Source organism: Pseudomonas sp. 9_2_1 (assembly GCF_059295275.1).
The window spans coordinates 3,610,192-3,628,249 of record NZ_CM181239.1; the positions used below are offsets into that span (position 1 = coordinate 3,610,192).

14 protein-coding genes are annotated in these 18,058 nt (G+C 66.2%); 13 read left to right on the forward strand and 1 reads right to left on the reverse strand.

The features are described from left to right. The first annotated feature begins 143 nt into the window (after positions 1-143). The 13 genes from AC5O5I_RS16265 (at position 144) to AC5O5I_RS16325 (ending at position 16,705) form a co-directional block, all read left to right on the forward strand. The gene (locus AC5O5I_RS16265; RefSeq protein WP_494511141.1) at positions 144-1,034 is read left to right on the forward strand and encodes a LysR family transcriptional regulator; all 891 of its coding nucleotides are present in this window, start codon (positions 144-146) and stop codon (positions 1,032-1,034) included. A 172-nt stretch (positions 1,035-1,206) separates the two neighbouring features. Further along, positions 1,207-2,340: an acyl-CoA dehydrogenase family protein gene (locus AC5O5I_RS16270; protein ID WP_494511142.1), complete on the forward strand. Its 1,134-nt coding sequence runs from the start codon at positions 1,207-1,209 to the stop codon at positions 2,338-2,340. After that, on the forward strand, positions 2,337-3,281 hold the full coding sequence (locus tag AC5O5I_RS16275) for a D-isomer specific 2-hydroxyacid dehydrogenase family protein (protein ID WP_494511143.1): 945 nt from the start codon (positions 2,337-2,339) through the stop codon (positions 3,279-3,281). The genes AC5O5I_RS16270 and AC5O5I_RS16275 overlap by 4 nt, the downstream gene beginning before the upstream one ends. 17 nt (positions 3,282-3,298) lie before the next feature. Next, positions 3,299-4,093 carry a class II aldolase/adducin family protein gene (locus AC5O5I_RS16280; RefSeq protein ID WP_494511144.1) on the forward strand — a complete coding sequence of 265 codons (795 nt, stop codon included), beginning with the start codon at positions 3,299-3,301 and terminating at the stop codon, positions 4,091-4,093. A gap of 45 nt (positions 4,094-4,138) precedes the next feature. Then, positions 4,139-5,767 (forward strand): ABC transporter substrate-binding protein, encoded by a 1,629-nt coding sequence (locus tag AC5O5I_RS16285; RefSeq protein WP_494511145.1) that lies wholly within the window; start codon positions 4,139-4,141, stop codon positions 5,765-5,767. Further along, positions 5,764-6,714, forward strand: coding sequence for an ABC transporter permease (locus AC5O5I_RS16290; protein WP_494511146.1), 951 nt, complete (start codon positions 5,764-5,766; stop codon positions 6,712-6,714). Before AC5O5I_RS16285 ends, AC5O5I_RS16290 begins: the two co-directional genes overlap by 4 nt. A 1-nt stretch (position 6,715) precedes the next feature. Beyond that, the gene (locus AC5O5I_RS16295; RefSeq protein ID WP_494511147.1) at positions 6,716-7,630 is read left to right on the forward strand and encodes an ABC transporter permease; all 915 of its coding nucleotides are present in this window, start codon (positions 6,716-6,718) and stop codon (positions 7,628-7,630) included. Next, complete coding sequence (locus AC5O5I_RS16300; protein WP_494511148.1) at positions 7,627-9,246, forward strand: dipeptide ABC transporter ATP-binding protein; 1,620 nt, start codon at positions 7,627-7,629, stop codon at positions 9,244-9,246. The genes AC5O5I_RS16295 and AC5O5I_RS16300 overlap by 4 nt, the downstream gene beginning before the upstream one ends. Before the next feature lie 54 nt (positions 9,247-9,300). Continuing rightward, the gene (locus AC5O5I_RS16305) at positions 9,301-10,635 is read left to right on the forward strand and encodes an LLM class flavin-dependent oxidoreductase (RefSeq protein WP_494511149.1); all 1,335 of its coding nucleotides are present in this window, start codon (positions 9,301-9,303) and stop codon (positions 10,633-10,635) included. A 31-nt stretch (positions 10,636-10,666) separates the two neighbouring features. Beyond that, a complete protein-coding gene (locus AC5O5I_RS16310) occupies positions 10,667-11,767 on the forward strand; it encodes an LLM class flavin-dependent oxidoreductase (RefSeq protein WP_494511150.1) in 1,101 nt (366 codons plus the stop codon). 414 nt (positions 11,768-12,181) lie between these two features. After that, positions 12,182-13,744: a flavin monoamine oxidase family protein gene (locus AC5O5I_RS16315; protein ID WP_494511151.1), complete on the forward strand. Its 1,563-nt coding sequence runs from the start codon at positions 12,182-12,184 to the stop codon at positions 13,742-13,744. Between the two features lie 19 nt (positions 13,745-13,763). Continuing rightward, positions 13,764-14,258, forward strand: a complete 495-nt coding sequence (locus AC5O5I_RS16320) for a RidA family protein (RefSeq protein ID WP_494511152.1) — start codon at positions 13,764-13,766, stop codon at positions 14,256-14,258. Between the two features lie 35 nt (positions 14,259-14,293). Then, positions 14,294-16,705, forward strand: a complete 2,412-nt coding sequence (locus AC5O5I_RS16325; protein ID WP_494511153.1) for a TonB-dependent receptor plug domain-containing protein — start codon at positions 14,294-14,296, stop codon at positions 16,703-16,705. Between the two features lie 33 nt (positions 16,706-16,738). Here the strand turns inward: AC5O5I_RS16325 and AC5O5I_RS16330 are convergent, their stop codons facing one another. Then, positions 16,739-18,058, reverse strand: a complete 1,320-nt coding sequence (locus AC5O5I_RS16330; protein WP_494511154.1) for an LLM class flavin-dependent oxidoreductase — start codon at positions 18,056-18,058, stop codon at positions 16,739-16,741.

Genomic DNA, 18,058 nt, shown 5'->3' on the forward strand with positions numbered 1-18,058 from the left:
CGGCATCCGCTAAATAAATTAAATTGATTTAAGGAATAAGCTAATATGCTTTTTTCATTCAATGCAATCGAGCGAATGGCATTACGCACCATTGAGATTATGCTAATGCCTGATTTTTCAGCCCGAGCCAGTGAGCGCCGATTATGAAAATTGATGATATGGACGCCTTCGTCGCGGTCATTCGTTGCCAATCCACCAACCTCGCCGCCGAGGCCCTGCAACTGACGCAACCGGCCATTACCCGCCGGGTGCAGAACTTCGAGGAAGACCTGGGCGCCACCCTCCTCGACCGCAATACCAAGCCACTCAAGCCCACCCCCATGGGCCTGCGGGTGTATGAACAGTGCAAGGCCATCCTGCGCGAGATCGACTCGCTGCGCGAACTGGTGGCCAATGATGGCGCCCCGTCGGGCACCCTGCGCCTTGCCGTGCCGCAAACCCTGGGTGATGTGGTGCTGCTGGATGCCTTGGCGCAAATCCGCGAAGCCTACCCACAACTGCGCACCCAGGTCACCAGCGGTTGGGGCAGCAGCCTGATCGCGCGCATGGAAAACGGCGAACTGGATGCCGCAGCCGCGCTGTTCCCGCCGGGCAAGATCTTCCCTGAAGGCATCGCCAGCCAGTCGATCGCGCGCATGTCGCTGAAGGTGGTGGCGGCCAAGGGTAGCGCTGCCAAACGCAGTTACAAGCTCAAGGACTGCCATACCCGCGGCTGGGTGCTCAACCCCGATGGCTGCGGGTTCCGCGCGGGCTTGCAGCGGGCGCTGAGCGAGCAGGGGCTGAAGCTGTCGATCAACCTGGAAACCTTCGGCACCGAGCTGCAACTGGGGCTGGTCGCCAATGGCCAGGGCCTGGGGTTGGTGCCCGAGCCGCTGTTGCAGGCCAGCCGCCACCGCGACGCGCTGGATGTGCTGAACGTCAGCGATTTCAAGCCGCAGGTGGACCTGTGGCTGTTCCACCCGCGATACCTGGGCAACCTGCAGGAGCCGGTGGAGCTGTTTGGTGAAGTGGCAGGGCATCGGCTGCTGGGCTGAGTTTGCCGGGGGCTGCACTGCAGCCTCATTCGCTAAATGCAAATTCCGCATAAAGATGAAAAGACTAAATTCTTAAAACAAATAATTAGCATAGAACAAAAAAGACTTTTACAGCCTTCATTCATACGAATACGGTCTTAGCCAACACACCGTCATTCAGGGATGAAAGCCCATGAGTCACCCCTCCGACAGCGCCCTCGCCGAGTTGACGCAGGCCCTTGCGGCCAATGCCGAACGCTATGACCGCAGCGCCAGCTTCCCCCGCGACAACATCGACCTGCTGCAGCGCCACGGGCTGCTCGCCTTCACCGTGCCGCGCGCCCTGGGTGGTGGCGGCGCGGACCTTGCCAGCGCACGCCGGGTGATCGGCGCGGTCGGCAAAGGCGACCCGGCCACCGCACTGATCCTGGTGATGCAGTACCTGCAGCACATTCGCCTGCAGGACCAAGCCCTCTGGCCCGAACACCTGCGTCAGCGCGTGGCCGACGATGCCGTGCGGCACGGCGCGTTGATCAACGCCTTGCGCGTAGAACCCGAACTCGGCACACCGGCCCGCGGCGGCTTGCCCGCCACCGTGGCCCGGCGCACGGTCGAAGGCTGGCGCCTGAGCGGGCGCAAGATCTACTCCACCGGCAGCCACGGCCTGACCTGGTACCTGGTCTGGGCCCGCAGCGACGACAGCGACCCGTTGCTCGGCGGGTTCCTGGTGCACCAGGACACACCCGGCATCACCATCGTCGACGATTGGGACCACTTGGGCATGCGCGCCACCTGCAGCCATGAGGTGCGGTTTGACGACGTACTGATCCCCCTCGACCACGCCGTCGGTGTCAGCCCGGCCAGCGCGCCGAAGGCCGAATTCGACGGCGAGGGCCTGCTGTGGATGGCCGTACTCTTGCCGTCGGTGTACGACGGTGTGGCCCGTGCCGCCCGTGATTGGCTGGCGGGCTTCCTGCAGCAGCGTGCCCCCTCCAACCTGGGCGCCGCACTGGCCAGCCTGCCGCGCTTCCAGCAGGTACTGGGGCGCATCGACACCCTGCTGTTCGCCAACCAGAGCCTGCTCGACAACGCCGCCAGCGGGCAGGTCGCCGCCCAACATGCCGGGCAGCTGAAGCACCTGGTCAGCGCCAATGCCATCCAGGTGCTGGAGCTGGCCATCGAGGCCGCTGGCAACCCCGGCCTGTCGCGTCGCAACCCGCTGGAAAGGCACTACCGCGACGTACTCTGCAGCCGTATCCATACCCCGCAGGACGACGTGGTGTTCGGCCAAGCTGGCCGCGCGGCCCTGCAGGAGGTACCGGCATGAGCCATTCGATCATCGCCAGCCAGCTGGACGCCCAGGCCAACCAGTACTTGCGCGAGCAACTGGCAGACCACGAGGTCATCGACATCGCTCCCGGCCAGCTCGCCCTGCAAGTGCCTGCCGACGTGTTCATCGTGCGCCCGATCAACATCCGCGGGCAGCGCGTCGACACCCCGCCAGCCGGCTGGCCGTGGGGCCTGAAGTGGGTGCAGCTGGTGTCCTCGGGCATCGATTTCTACCCGCAGTGGGTATTCCAGGGCCCGCCCGTCACCAGCGGCAAAGGCGCTAATGCCGAGCAGGTCGCCGAATTTGCCCTGGCCCTGGTGTTTGCCGCCGCCAAGCAGCTGCCGGCGCTGTGGGTCAAGGATGCCGACTGGCGCCTGACTGCGCTGGCGCCAGTGCGCGGTCGCAGCCTGGGCATTCTGGGTTTCGGCAGCATTGGCCAGAGTCTGGCGCGCAAGGCCGTGGCGCTGGGCATGCCAGTCACGGCCTTGAGCCGCCCTGGCCAGCCCATCGTCGAGGTGCCCGGGGTGCAGCGCGCAGAGGACCTGCGGCAACTGTTCGCCAGCAGCGACCATCTGGTGCTGGCCGCCCCGCTCACCCCTGCCACCCGCGGGCTGATCGGCCGCGAAGTGCTGAGCCATTCGCGCCGGGGGCTGCACCTGATCAACATCGCCCGTGGCGGGTTGCTTGACCAGCAGGCGCTGCTCGAAGCCCTGGACAGCGGCCTGGTAGCCCGGGCCAGCCTGGATGTCACCGAGCCCGAGCCGCTGCCGGCAGGCCACCCGCTGTACCACCACCGGCAAGTGTTCTTGTCGCCGCATACCTCGGCCATTTCCGAAGACGGCTACCCCGCCTTTCTCGAAGCCTTCATCGCCAACTTCCACCGCTACCGCGACCAGGCGCCCTTGGCCAACCTGGTCGACACCGCCCGCGGCTACTGATTACCGGAGAGCACCCCATGAGTTCACTGTCTGCCGTCACCACCAGCACCTTGAGCGTGCGCCAACGGGTCAGCGCCGAAGAATGGGAGGTGCGGGTCAAGCTGGCCGCCGCCTACCGCCTGGCCTCACTGTTTCGCTGGACAGACCACATCTACACGCACTTCTCGGCCCGCGTGCCCGGGCCGCAGGAGCACTTCCTGATCAACGCATTCGGCCTGCTGTTCGACGAAATCACCGCCTCCAACCTGGTCAAGGTCGATGTCGACGGCACAATCATCGACGACCCGCTCGGGCTTGGCATCAACCAGGCCGGCTATGTCATCCACAGCGCCATCCATCGTGCCCGGCCGGACCTCCAGGCCGTGCTGCATACCCACACCCGCGACGGTGCTGCGGTATCGGCCCAGCGCGACGGCCTGCTGCCGATTTCCCAGCACGCCCTGGCCTATTACAGCCGGGTGGCATACCACGACTACGAAGGTGTGGCGCTGGACCTGGACGAACAGCAAAGGCTGGTGGCGAACCTGGGCGCGAGCAACATCCTCATCCTGCGCAACCACGGGCTGCTCACCGGGGGCATCAGCGTCGAGCACGCGTTCCGTGAGCTGCATGGGCTGGAGCGGGCCTGCAACATCCAGGTGGCGGCCCAGGCCGGGGGCAACGACCAACTGCTGCATGCGCCACAGGCGGCGATTGCCAAGGTGCATGAGCAGTCGAAACGATTTTCCGATGGCAAGGGAGAAGGCATCCAGCGGCATTGGGACGCGTTGATCCGGCAACTGAACCGGGACGGGCTGGATTACCAGGACTGACAGGCCTCTCTACCGGTAACACTCCCCTTATTGAAGGAACGCCCCATGCCCCCATTCCATCTGGCCAGAAACCTGCTGGCCTCGGCTGCCCTGGCGCTGAGCCTGGCCGGCTGCTCTCCCTCGGACGGTAGCACCTCGAGCAACACCTTGAGCATCGCCTTCTGGGGCGACAACACCACCCTGGTCAGCGTCGACCCCTTCCAGGTCTACTGGCTGGAACACCGCGTGCTGCTGCGCAACGTCGCCGAGTCGCTGACCGATCAGGATCCGGCCACTGGTCGCATCATCCCGTGGCTGGCGCAAAGCTGGGAGGTTAGCGCCGATGCCCTGACCTATACCTTCCACCTGCGCCAGGACGTCACCTTCAGCAACGGCGAGCGCTTCGACGCCCACGCCGTGAAAATCGCGTTCGACAACAACAAGGCCTTCGCCGCCCAGCTGCCCGCCACCTTTGGCGCCACCTACCTCGCCGGCTACGACCATGCCGAGGTGCTGGAGGACTTCACCGTGCGCCTGGTGCTGGCAAAACCCAATGCCGGCTTTCTGCAGGCGACGTCGACCACCAACCTGGCGATCCTCGCCCCCGCCAGCTACCAGCTGAGCGCGCAGCAACGCTCGCTGGGCCAGATCATCGGCAGCGGCCCGTTCATCCTCGAACACTACACCCCCGAGGTCGGCGCTCGCCTGGTCAAGCGTGCCGACTATGCATGGCCGTCGGCCAACATGCACAACCAGGGCGCGGCGCACCTGGATGCCGTCGACATCAGCTACATTGCCGAGGAAAGCGTGCGCAATGGCTTGTTCCTGCAAGGCAAGGCCGACATCCTGTGGCCGCGCAACCCGTTCTCTGAAGTGGACCTGAAGCTGTTCCAGTCAAAGGGCGCGACGATCCAGAGCCGATCCCTCCCGGGCCCGGCGCTGAACCTCTACCCCAACACCCGCAACGACCGCCTGCTGGCCGACCGCCAGGTGCGCCTGGCGCTGCAGAAGGCCATCGACCGCAGCAGCTACGCGCACACCGTTTACAACACCGCGTTCCCGGTAGTGAGCGGCGTTTACGACGTCACCACGCCGTATTTCAAGCCCCAGGCCGACAAGCTTGCCTATGACCCCCAGGGTGCCGAGCAGTTGCTCGACGCTGCCGGCTGGCACAAGGGCGGGGATGGCTACCGGCACAAGAACGGTCAGCGCCTGTCGCTGCGGTACAACCTCACACCGGCCGAAAGCGCTGGCGACGTGCTGGTCCAGGACCAGCTGCGCAAGGTCGGCATCGACCTCAGGCTCAACGTACTGACCCGCGCCGAATGGGTGGCCGGCAACGCCTCCGGCAACTACGACCTGACCTCCACATACATGACCCGCGCCGACCCGATCATCCTGCAGACCATTCTCGATCCGCGTGCGGCCAGCAGCGCCACGGTTGCCACCAACACCTACGAGCCGCACACCCTGGCCAGGGCCCAGGCACTGTTCGACAGCGGCATCACCGCCACAGCCGCCCCACAGCGGGCCCAGGCCTACGGCCAGTTGCAGGACCTGCTGGTCGACGAAGCGTCAGCGTTTCCGTTGTACGAACGCGTCTGGCAGGCCGCCACCGCGCCGCGCGTCAAAGGCTTTCGCTGGACCGCCGAAGGCTTCGCGCTGCTCAGCGACATCGAGGTCGGCCAGCCATGAAACGCTACCTGATCGGTCGCATCGGCCAGGCCCTGCTGGTGCTGTGGGGCGCCTACACCATCAGCTATTTCATCCTCTACCTGCTGCCCGGTGACACCTTGGCGATCATGCTCAGTGCCTCTGGCATGGAGGCCGACGGCCTGTCGCCCGCAGACCTCGCCAAGGCGCGCGCCTACTACGGGCTGGACAAGGGGCTGTTCGAGCAGTACTTCGACCTGCTGTGGCACGCTCTGCAAGGCGACCTCGGGCGCTCGCTGTCGCTGGGCCGGCCGGTCACCGCGCTGCTGGCCGAGCGCCTGCCGCAGACCCTGGCCCTGGCCGGCACGGCAATCGCCCTGTCGCTGGTGGCCGGGGTCGGCCTGGCCTACCTGACCGCCTACCTGCAATGGCGGCCGCTGAAAACCGCGCTGGCACGCCTGCCTTCACTGGGCTTTTCAGTGCCGGTGTTCTGGATGGGCCTGCTGCTGATCCAGGTGTTCGCCTTCGCCCTGGGCTGGTTCCCGGCCACCGGCAGCCAGGGCCCGGCCAGCCTGGTGCTGCCGGCAATCACCCTGACCGTCCCCAGCGCTGCGGTCTACGCCCAGGTGTTGCAGCGCGGCTTTCAAGGTGTGTGGCAGGAGCCCTACATCACCACCGCCTTCGCCAAAGGCCTGAGCCGCGCCCAGGTGCAGGCACGCCACGGCTTGCGCAACGCGGCACTGCCACTGCTGACCCTGGTCGGCCTGCAGGTGGGCAACACGGTGTCCGGTGCGGTGCTGGTGGAAACCATCTTCTCGCGCAACGGCGTCGGGCGCCTGGCCCAGGAAGCCGTGCTGCGCCAGGACATTCCGGTGGTCTTGGCGATTGTCGCGGTATCGGCCGCCGCCTTCGTGGTGGTGAACCTGGTCGTCGACCTGCTGTACCCGTATCTGGACCCGCGCATCACCCACACGGCCAAGGTGAGCTGAGATGACCATCGACATCCCCCTGCCGCAGATCGACAACCAGGCCGCCAGCGATAGCGCACGTCCGGCCAGCACCTGGCGACGTCGCACGCGCCTGCAGCGCGCACTGCAGGGCTGGACCCCGCTGCTGCGGCGGCCCGGCTTCAGCCTGGCACTGCTGATTGTGCTGTTTGCCCTGCTCGCCGCGCTGGCACCGCACTGGCTGACCAGCTTCGACCCCTACGCCACCTCGCCCGCCGACAAGCTCGGCGCCCCCAGCCTGACGCACTGGTTCGGCACCGATGAGCTAGGCCGCGACCTGTATACCCGGGTGGTCTACGGCGCGCGCCTATCGGTGCTGGCGGCATTGCTGGCGGTGGCCATCGCCCTGCTCGGCGGCCTCGGCCTGGGCGTGCTGGCCGGCTTTGCCGGCGGGCGGGTCGATGCGGCGCTGATGAGGCTGGTCGATGTGTTGCTGGCCCTGCCCGGCCTGCTGCTGGCGCTGGCCATCGTTACCGCCATCGGCTTTGGCACCGTGCCGGTGGCGGTCGCCGTGGGTATCGGCATCATCCCGGGCTTTGCCCGTACCACCCGTGCCGAAGTGCTGCGCATCAAGACCCTGCCCTATGTCGAGGCCGCCCGCCTGGGCGGTGCCAGCTGGCTGCGCACGCTGCTGCGCCATGTGCTGCCCAACGCCTGGGGCCCGGTGGCGGTGCTCGCCACCCTCGACTTCGGCGCCGCCATCCTGGCCACCGCCGGGCTGAGCTTCCTCGGTTTCGGCGCGGCGCCACCCGCGGCGGAATGGGGCACGCTGATTGCCAACGGCCGCCATTTCCTGATCACCGTCCCTTGGGTCTCGCTGCTACCCGGGCTGTTCGTGGTGGCCGTGGTGTTCAGCCTCAACCACCTGGCGCGCAGCGCCGAGGAGCATGCCCGATGAGCCGCCCGCCCCTGATCGAAGTCCGTGACCTGACCGTCAGCTATAGCCACGCCGGGCAACGTACCCAGGCCGTGCGCCAGTTGTCTTTCAACCTGGCCCAGGGTGAGACCCTGGCCATTGTCGGTGAATCCGGCTCGGGCAAATCCACCCTGGGCAACGCCCTGCTCGGCTTGCTCCCCGGCAACGCGCGCATCGAGCAGGGCCAGCTGCGGGTCGATGGCATCGATGTAGCCAAGGCCAGCGGGCGCACCCGCCGCCAGTTACGCGGGCGCACCATCGGCCTGGTACCGCAGGACCCGATGGTCAGCCTCAACCCGACATTGCGTATCGGCAAGCAGATTGCCGAGGCCCTGTTGCTGGCCCGCGGCCGGGGTTACCCCACGGTAGCTGCCGATGTCCTGGACCTGCTGACCCAGGTCGGGCTCGACGACCCGGCGCTGCGCGCCCGCCAGTTCCCCCACGAACTCTCCGGCGGCATGCGCCAGCGGGTGCTGATTGCCATTGCCCTGGCCGGCGAGCCGCGACTGATCATCGCCGACGAACCCACCAGCGCACTGGACGTGACCGTACAGCGGCGCATTCTCGACCACCTGCAACGGCTGGTGGCCGAGCGCGGCATCTCGCTGCTGATCATCACCCACGACCTGGGCATGGCCTGCGACCGCGCCGACCGCCTGCTGGTCATGAAACAAGGCGCGCTGATCGAACAGGCCTCGCCCAGGCAGATCCTCTGGGGCGCCCGGCAGCCCTATACCCGTGACCTGCTCAACGCCTCGCCGGCCTTCGTGCCGCGCCGCAGGCCAGCGCCGCCAGCGGGCCAGGCGCCGCTGCTGCGCCTGGCCCATGTCGGCAAACGCTTCGCAGTGCCAGGGCGGGACACCCCGTTCAGCGCATTACATGACCTGAACCTCGAAGTGCACGCCGGCCAGACCCTGGCGATCGTCGGCGAGTCGGGGTCGGGCAAAAGTACCGCACTGCGCATCGCATTGGGGCTGGAACCCCCCAGCCAGGGCCGCGTCGAGTTTGCCGGCGAAGACGTCAGCGCCTATAGCTGGCGCCAGTTCCGCCCGCTGCGCCGGCGCATCCAGCTGGTGCAGCAGAACCCGTTTGCCGCGCTGGACCCGCGGTTCACGGTGTTCGACAGCATCGTCGAGCCGCTGGTGTCGTTCGGTCTGCTAAAGGGCCAGGCACTGGAGCGCAAAGCCCGCGAACTCATCAGCCGGGTGCAGTTGCCCGTGCACTTCCTCGACCGCCTGCCGCGGGAGCTTTCCGGCGGCCAGCGCCAGCGCGTGGCCATCGCCCGGGCGTTGGCGTTGCAACCCGAGCTGTTGCTGCTCGACGAACCGGTCAGCGCGCTGGACGTGTCGGTCCAGGCGCAGATCCTCGCCCTGCTCGATGAGCTGCAGCGCGACCTGGGCATGGCCTACGTGCTGGTCTCCCACGACCTGGCAGTGGTGGCGAGCATGGCCGACCAGGTGCTGGTACTGCGGCGCGGGCGGGTGGTCGAGCAAGGCACGGCGGTGCAGGTGTTCGGCCAGCCAGCCAGCGCCTACACGCAGGCGTTGATCGAGGCGATACCGGGGCATTCGCGCAGCGTGCTGCCCGTGGCGGTTTAGCCGTTGTGACCCGCGATTCAGACATTTGAGCCAATCTGGCAAGGGGTATTGAACATGAGCAAACGACAGATCCATCTCGGCGCAATGATCCATGGTGTCGGCCACGGCTGGGGCGAATGGCGCCACCCCGAAGCGCTGGCCGACGCCAGCGTCAACTTCGGTTTCTACAAGCAGCAGGCGCAACTGGCCGAAGCGGCAAAGTTCGACTTCGCCTTCATTGCCGACAGCCTGCACATCCACAGCCGCTCCAGCCCGCATTACCTCAACCGCTTCGAGCCGCTGACCATTCTCTCGGCACTGGCGGCAATCACCACCCACATCGGCCTGGTGGCCACCGTCACGGTCAGCTACAGCGAGCCTTATCAGGTCGCCCGCCAGTTCGCTTCGCTGGACCTCATCAGCGGCGGCCGCGCTGGCTGGAACGTGGTTACCTCGTGGCTGTCGGGCACCGCCGACAATTTCGGCAAGGCCGAGCACCCGCCCCACGCCGTGCGTTACCGCATCGCCCGTGAGCATGTCGAGGTGGTGCAGGGGCTGTGGGACTCGTGGGAGGACGACGCCTTCACCCGCAACAAGCAGACCGGCGAGTTCTTCGCCCCGGACAAACTGCACACCCTCGGCCACCAGGGCGAGTTCTTCAAGGTCAAGGGCCCGCTGAACATCCAGCGCTCGCCCCAAGGCCAGCCGCTGATCTTCCAGGCCGGCGTGTCGGAGGACGGGCGCAACTTCGCCGCGCAGAACGCCGACGCCATCTTCGTCAACCCCGAGTCGTTCAGCGATGCCCGCAGCTATTACCAGGACATGAAACAGCGCGCCGTGCAGCATGGCCGCAACCCGGACCAGCTGTTCATCCTGCCCGGCATCCGCCCCATCGTCGGCCGCGACCCAGTGGAGGTCGAACAGCGTTATCAGCAGGCCGTGGACCTGGTGAGCATAGAAGATGCCCTGGTCGCCCTGGGCCGCCCGTTCAACGACTACGACTTCAGCCGGCACGACCTCGATGCGCCCTTCCCCGAACTGGGCAGCCTGGGCGACAACAGCCACAAGGGCACCGCCGACCAGCTCAAGCAACTGGCCCGCGACGAAGGCCTGAGCCTGCGCCAACTGGCGTTACGTTTCTCACGGCCCCGACGGGACTTCACCGGCACCCCGGAGCAGGTCGCCAATGCCCTGCAGGACTGGTTCGAAGACGGCGCTGCCGACGGATTCATCATCAACTCGCTGCTGCCCGACGGCCTGCAGTATTTCACCGAACTGGTGGTGCCGCTGCTGCAGGCACGCGGCCTGGTGCGCCGCGAGTACCCCGGCAGCACCCTGCGCGACAGCTTTGGCCTGAGCGTCCCGACCAATCGCAACACGTTGCGCCGCGCGCAGAGTGCGGTCGCCTGAACCCGCCCCTGACTAAAAGGAGTTTGATTGCATGAGCCCCGAATTCATCGGCCTCATCGGCCCCCAGGAAAGCAGTGAGTCCCAGGCCCCACGCGGCCCGCTGGTGGACCTGGATTTCATCAAGGCCTTCGCCCAGGCACAGGAATACGCCGGTTTTGACAAGGCCCTGCTGGCGGTCAACACCAGCGCGCCGGATTCGATGATTCTGGCCAGCTACGTGGCCGCGCTGACCGAGCGCATCGGCTTGCTGGTGGCGCACCGCCCCGGCTTCCAGGCGCCAACCTTCGCCGCCCGCCAGTTCGCCACCCTCGACCAGCTCAGCCGCGGCCGCGCCTCGATCAACGTGATTACCGGCGGCGACAGCGGCGACCTGCAACGCGACGGCGACTTCCTCGACAAGGACGCTCGCTACGCCCGTACCGACGAATACCTGGAGGTGCTGCGCAACACCTGGACGCAGACCACGCCGTTCGACCATCACGGCGCACATTATCAGGTGCAGGACAACCTGACCCTGGTCAAGCCCGTGGGCAAGCTGCCGGTTTACTTCTCCGGCGCTTCGGACGCGGCGGTGGAGGTAGCGGCGAAACACGCCGATGTCTACATGATGTGGGGTGAGCCGCTGGAGCAGGTACGCGAGCGCATCGCCCAGGTGCGCAAGGCGGCCGCGCGCTATGGGCGGGAACAGCACATACGCTTCAGCCTGTCGCTGCGGCCGATCCTGGGTGCGACCGAGGACGAGGCCTGGGCCCGGGCCGAACGCATCCTGGCCGACGCCCGGCAGCGCATCGGCATCCGTCAGGGCAACCGCCGCGAGCAGAACTTCGGCAAGAGCAACGCCGGCTCCGAGCGCCTGGTGCAGCTGGCCAGCCAGCGCAAGGTGCATGACACCCGGTTGTGGACCGAAATCGCCGCCTTGGGCGGGGGCGCCGGCAACTCCACCTCGCTGGTGGGCACACCCGAGCAGGTGGCCGAGGCGGCGCTGGCGTACTACCAGCTGGGTGTCAGCACCTTCCTGTTCCGCGGCTTCGAGCAGTTGCGCGATGCCGTGGAGTACGGCCAGGAGCTGATCCCGCGCATTCGTGCTTTGGTCGCGCAGCAAGAAACGGGGCGCAGCACCCGCAGCGCCTGACCTGCACCGGCCCCTTCGCGGCTAAAGCCGCTCCCACAGAGAGAGCACCTGGCCCGAGGGCTACACGGTCACTGTGGGAGCGGCTTTAGCCGCGAAAGGGCCGGCACAGGCTACCCCCATTCATACTCCAACCACCAGCCCACCATGGACCTGGTGCCTGTACACGTGCGTGCTTTTCGCATACGACTTCTAAAATTAGTACTTCGCATTTCCATATCAATTGAAAATTAACAATTAGCATAATTAACATAGAACCAAAAAGCCTTTCACAGTCGAGTGAAAGTCCATTAGGTTCTGTAAACCGACCCCGACATGGCGGAGGCAAATGGATTTGTGCCAGCCGCCGTCGGGTCCCCGCCTTGATCCGCCTGCCCGTTGCGCACATCCGAACCCAACCTTTTCGGAGCATGCGAAATGGAATTGTCCCGTAGAGACCTGATCACCCGCCTGGCTGCCATCGGCGGCTATTCGGCGGCCCTCGGCGCGCTGGGGCAGAATGCCCTGGCCGCCACTTTTCAACCGCTGCAACTGGCCGCCAACGGCGGCAACGGCAAGCGCGTAGTAATTGTCGGTGCCGGCATATCCGGCTTGGTCTCCGCTTACGAACTGCGCAAGGCCGGCTTTTCGGTCACCGTACTGGAGGCCCGCGATCGCGCCGGTGGCCGGGTCTGGACCTTGCGCCAAGGCGACCGTATCGAGCACAACGACGGAAGTTCGCAAACCGTCGAGTTCGACTCGGGCCATTTCTTCAACGCAGGCGCCGCACGACTGCCAAGCCATCACCTGACCATCCTCGGCTACTGCCGCGAACTGGGCGTGGAGCTGCAGGTGCTGGTCAACAGCAGCCGCAACGCCCTGGCCCAGCCAGACCTGGCACGCCCACCGCTGCTGTTGCGCCAGGCGGTCAACGACACCCGCGGGCACTTCAGCGAACTGCTGGCGCGCAGCGTCAGCCGCAACAGCCTCGATGCCGAACTCAACAGCAGCCAACGCAAGGCCTTGCTCGAGTTCCTCAAAGTCTATGGCGACCTCGACAGCCAGCAGCAGTACCGCGGTTCGGTGCGCGCAGGCTACACGCGCTTCGCCGGGGCCGGCGACCAGACCCCGGTGCAGCGCCAGCCAGTGCCGCTGGATCAGCTGCTGGACAGCAACCTGCTGCTGCCGCTGGTGTTCGACGAGATTCCTGAGTTCTCCTCGACCATGTTCCAGCCCGTGGGCGGCATGGACCAGATCCCCAAGGCGTTCTACCGCCAGGTCAAGGACAGCGTGCGCCTGGGCGCCGAGGTGCTGGGCGTGGACACCGGTGAAACCGGCGCCAAGGTGGTGTGGCGCGACCGCAAGACCGGGCAGCAGCACGTCGAAACCGCCGACTATGCCATCGTCACCCTGCCCCTGCCGCTGCTGGCCAGGCTGCCGAACAATTTCGACAGTGCCTTCAAGCAAGCCATCGCCAGCGCCGAAGGCGACAAGGCCAACAAAGTGGCCTGGCAGTCCCCGCGTTTCTGGGAAACCGACTTCCAGATCTACGGAGGGCTCAGCTACATCAACCATGAAGCACGCACCCTGTGGTACCCAAGCGATCACCTCAACAGTGCCCAGGGCGTACTGGTCGCCACCTACAACACGGGCGCGGTGGCCCAGCAGTTTGCCGGCAAGTCGCTGCAGGCGCAGATCGCCTCCTCACGCCAGGCGGTTGAATCGCTGCACCCCGGCCACAGCAGCAAACTGGGCCGGCCGGTGGTGGTGAACTGGTCGAAGATCCCGTTCAGCGAAGCACCGTGGATCGTCCACGACGAAGTCGCCCAGCCCGGCTACAACCTGCTCAATCAGCCCCAGGGCCGCACCTGGCTGGCCAGCGACGCCCTGGCCCATGGCGGCGTCGGCATCTGGCAGAACAGCGCCGCCGAATCCGCCCGCCGGGTGGTCGGCCTGATCGCCCGCCATGCCGGCCAGACCACCCGCGGCGTCGCCGCCTGACCTTCAAGGAACTCTCGCCATGCCTCGTCTTCTTCTGCTTGCCGGAGTACTCATGTCGCTCACCCTCAACGCTCACGCCGACGCGATCAAGCGGGTTGCGCCGCCCGGCAGCAACTTCCCCATCTCGCAGCTGGTAACGGTACCGGCCGGCAGCCAGCTGACCTTCGTCAGCGGCACCCTGCCGGACGTGGCCGACCCCAAGGCAACCAAGGGCAGCATCGCGGCGCTGGGAAACACCGAAACCCAGGCCCGTTCGGTGCTGAACAAGCTGCGCACAGCGCTGCGCAGCCAGGGTCTGGACCTAGGCGATATCGTCCAGCTGCGGGTGTTCCTGGTGGGCGACCCGGCCAACGGCGGTGCCCTCGACTTTGCCGGGCTGCAAGCGGCCTACACCGAGTTTTTCGCCACCGCCGAGCAACCCCGTACCCCGACCCGCACGGCCATCCAGGTGGTGGCACTGCCACTGCCGGGGGCGCTGGTGGAAATTGACGCGATCGCGGCCAAGGCGCCTTGAGCGCGCACAGTGATGCCAGACAAGGAACCGCGTGCATGAAGCAAGCTTTTAAAACTGCCCCCTTATTCAGCGTGGCTTTGGCCGCCGGGTTGCACACTGCGCCCACCCTGGCCGAAGTACCCGCTGCCCAGGCCCTGGGCACGGTGATCGTCACCGGCAACCGTGGCAGTGAGAAACGCACCGTCACCAGCAGCCCGGTGCCGATTGACGTGATCACTGCCAAGCAACTGCAGGAAACCGGCAAACCCGGCCTGATGGAGGCCCTCAGCGCCAGCATCCCGTCGCTGACCCTGCCGGAAAAGACCGGCTGGGACGCCAGCGGCATGGCCCGCGCACCCAACCTGCGCGGGCTCAATGCGGCCCAGGTGCTGGTGCTGGTGAACGGCAAACGCCGCCACACCAGCGCCACCCTGAACATCAGCGGCATCAACGCCGGCGCCGCGCCCAGCGACCTTGACCTGATCCCCATCAGTGCCATCGAGCATGTCGAGGTCCTGCGCGACGGCGCGGCGGCCCAGTACGGCTCCGACGCCATCGCCGGGGTGATCAACGTGATCCTCAAGGCTGACACCAGTGGCACCGCCGTGAGCACCGTCGGCCAAGGCTACGACGGCAAGAAACAGACCGTGCAGCAAAGCCTGAACAAAGGCTTCGAAATCGGCCACGACGGCATCGTCCAGCTGGCCCTCGACGCCCGTATCCAGAACGACGACAACAAGGCCAGCGCCAACGGCTACAGCCAGGCCGAAGCATTGGACCGCGCCGGCAAGGTCACCTACGGCGGCTATGGCACGCCGAAGATCAACCTGCTGACCCTGGGCTACAACGCCGAACTGCCGCTGCAGGACGACCTTACCCTGTATTCGTTCAGCACCTGGTCCTACCGCAAGGCCGAGCAAGGCCAGAACTTCCGCCTGCCGACCATCGTCAACACCATCACCACCGGGCCCAACGGGCGCCCATCCGGCTATACGCCCACCTGGTACATCGAGGAACACGACTACCAGGCGGCGTTCGGGGCCAGGGGCCTGGCCGGCGAGTGGGACTGGGACCTGTCCAGCACCTATGGGCGCAACCAGGCCGAACAGGGCACCTGGAACAACCAGAACCCGTCGCTGGGCGAGGCCACGCCCGATCACTTCGAGTCCGGCACCTGGGTCAGCTCGCAGCTGACCAGCAACCTCGACCTGCGCCGCAGCTTCGAAGTCGGGCTGAGCAAACCACTGGACTTTTCCTGGGGCCTGGAGCAGCGCCGCGACACTTACCAGGTACAGGCCGGTGACTGGGCCAGCTGGGCCGACGGCGGCTACTGCGCAGCGCCTGGCAACTGCGCAGCCTCAGGCGCCCAGGTCACCAACGGCATCTCCCCTGCCGAAGCCAGCAGTGCCAGCCGCAACAGCTACGCCGGCTACCTGGATGTGGGTTTCAACCCGCTACCAGAGTGGTACTGGGGCGCGGCCCTGCGTTACGAGCACTACGACCGCGGCATCGGCGCCACCCGTAGCGGCAAGCTGACCACCCGCTACGAGTTGACCCCCGAACTGGCCGTGCGGGCCACTGTCAGCAACGGCTTCCGCGCCCCGTCGCTGGCCAACAGCCTGTTCAGCGCGCGCTCCACCACCTACGGCGTGGTCGATGGCGTGTACCAGTCGATCAACTACGGCGTGCTGCCGGTGGACTCCGCCGCCGCCCAGGCACTCGGCGCCGAGCCGCTGAAACCCGAGAAATCCACCAACTACAGCCTGGGCCTGACCTGGCAGCCCAGCGAGCGCCTGGCCTTTACCGCCGACGCCTACCTGATCAACGTGCGCGACCGCATCACCCTTACCGGCACCCTGCTGGGCCCTGAGGTCACCCAGGCCCTGCTGGCCAACGGCATCGACTCGACTTCGGGTGGCCAGTACTTCACCAACGGCGCCAATACCCGCACCAAGGGCCTGGACCTGGTAGGCAGCTATGACCAGGACCTGAGCAGCGCAGGCACCGTGAGGTGGACGGCAGCCTTCAACTGGAACGACACCGAGATACTCGCCTACAAGGACAGCGTGAATATTCTCGGCAGCGCCTACCCACTGATGGACCGCCAGGCACGCAACCTGCTGACCGAGGTGCAGCCGCACACCAAGCTGATCCTCGGCGGCACTTGGCGGCTGGACCGCTACCGGGTCAATCTGGGGCTGACCCGCTACGGTTCGTGGCGCGAGGTGAATGCACCCAGCGACCGCTCGCTGGACCGCGAGTACAAGGCCCGCTGGATCACCGACCTGGACGTGGGCTACCAGCTGACCAAGGACCTGGAGCTGGCGGTGGGTGCGCGCAACCTGTTCGATGTATACCCCGAGCGCCAGGCGCCCAGCAGCAAGACCATGACCAAAGGGTATGGCGTGTACTCGCCCTATGGCTTCACCGGCGGCTATTACTTCGGCCGGCTGACCTACACCTTCTGACAGTGCCGGGGGCCGCCAGGCGGCCCCGGCGATCTAGCGCTTGAAGCGCGGAATCGGCAACCCCAGGCTCTCGCGCAGGGTATTGCCCTCATACGCTGTGCGGTAAACCCCACGTTCCTGCAGCAACGGCACGACCTGCTCGGTAAACCGGCGGAACTGCTCCGGGTGACCAATGTAGATGTTGAACCCGTCCAGTGCCCGCGCCTCGAACCATTCGGCCATTTTCGCCGCCACGGTGTGCGCCGAGCCCACAAAAGCCCCCGGCCGTAACTGACGGCCGAACTCGACCGCCTGGCGCAGGCTGAAGCCCTTGTCCCGGGCTTGGTCGGCGATGCGCTTGGCGTTGGTGAAGAAACTGCTGCGCGCGAATTCCAGGCTCTGCTGGGGGAACGGCGCATCCAGGTCGTACTGGCTGAAGTCATGCCAACCAAAATTGCGCCCGAATTCCTTTAGCGCCAGGTCGAAGCTGTGATCGGCGTGATGGTAGTGACGCTCGATCTCGCGGGCATGCTGGTCGGTATCGCCCACATGGATCTCGGCCCCCGGCAGCACCAGCAACTGCTCCGGATCACGCCCCAGCTTCGCGGCACGGCCCTTGATATCGCGATAGAAGGCTTGGCCCTGCTCGATGGTCGCGGCATGGGTGAACACCACGTCGGCGGTAGCGGCGCCAAGGTCACGGCCTTGCTCGGAATCGCCCGCCTGGAAGATCACCGGCTGGCCCTGGGGCGAGCGCTGGATGTTCAGCGGGCCCACCACCGAAAAGTGCTCACCCTGGTGATCGAGGGCGTGCAACTTCGACGGGTCGAGGAAACAGCCGCTGGCGCGGTCACGGGGGAACGCGTCCTCCTCGTAGGAATTCCATAGCCCCTGCACCACCTGCACATGCTCCTGGGCGCGGGCGTAGCGGGTGTCGTAATCATAATGCTCGTCCAGCCCGTAGTTGCCGGCGGTGCCGGCATCGCCGCTGGTGACCACGTTCCAGCCCGCGCGGCCCTTGCTGATCAGGTCCAGTGAGGCAAGCCGGCGGGCGACGTTGAACGGCGCATTGTAGGAAGTGGTCAGGGTGCCGACCAGGCCGAGATGACGGGTGCTGACCGCAAGCGCCGACAGCAGCGTGAGCGGCTCCAGGCGGTTGAGGTAATGTGAAGGTGAGCCAGGCGTGATGAATTGGCTGTCGACGATGAACATCAGGTCGAACAGCGCCGCCTCGGCCTGGCGGGCGATGTCGATGTACCAGTCGATGTTGACGCTGGCGTCGGCAGGCAGCTGGGGGTCGAGCCACAGGTTGTGCCGGCCCGGCCCGCCGCAGCCCATGGTCAGGGCGCCGAGTTTTATCTGTCGCTTGTTCAT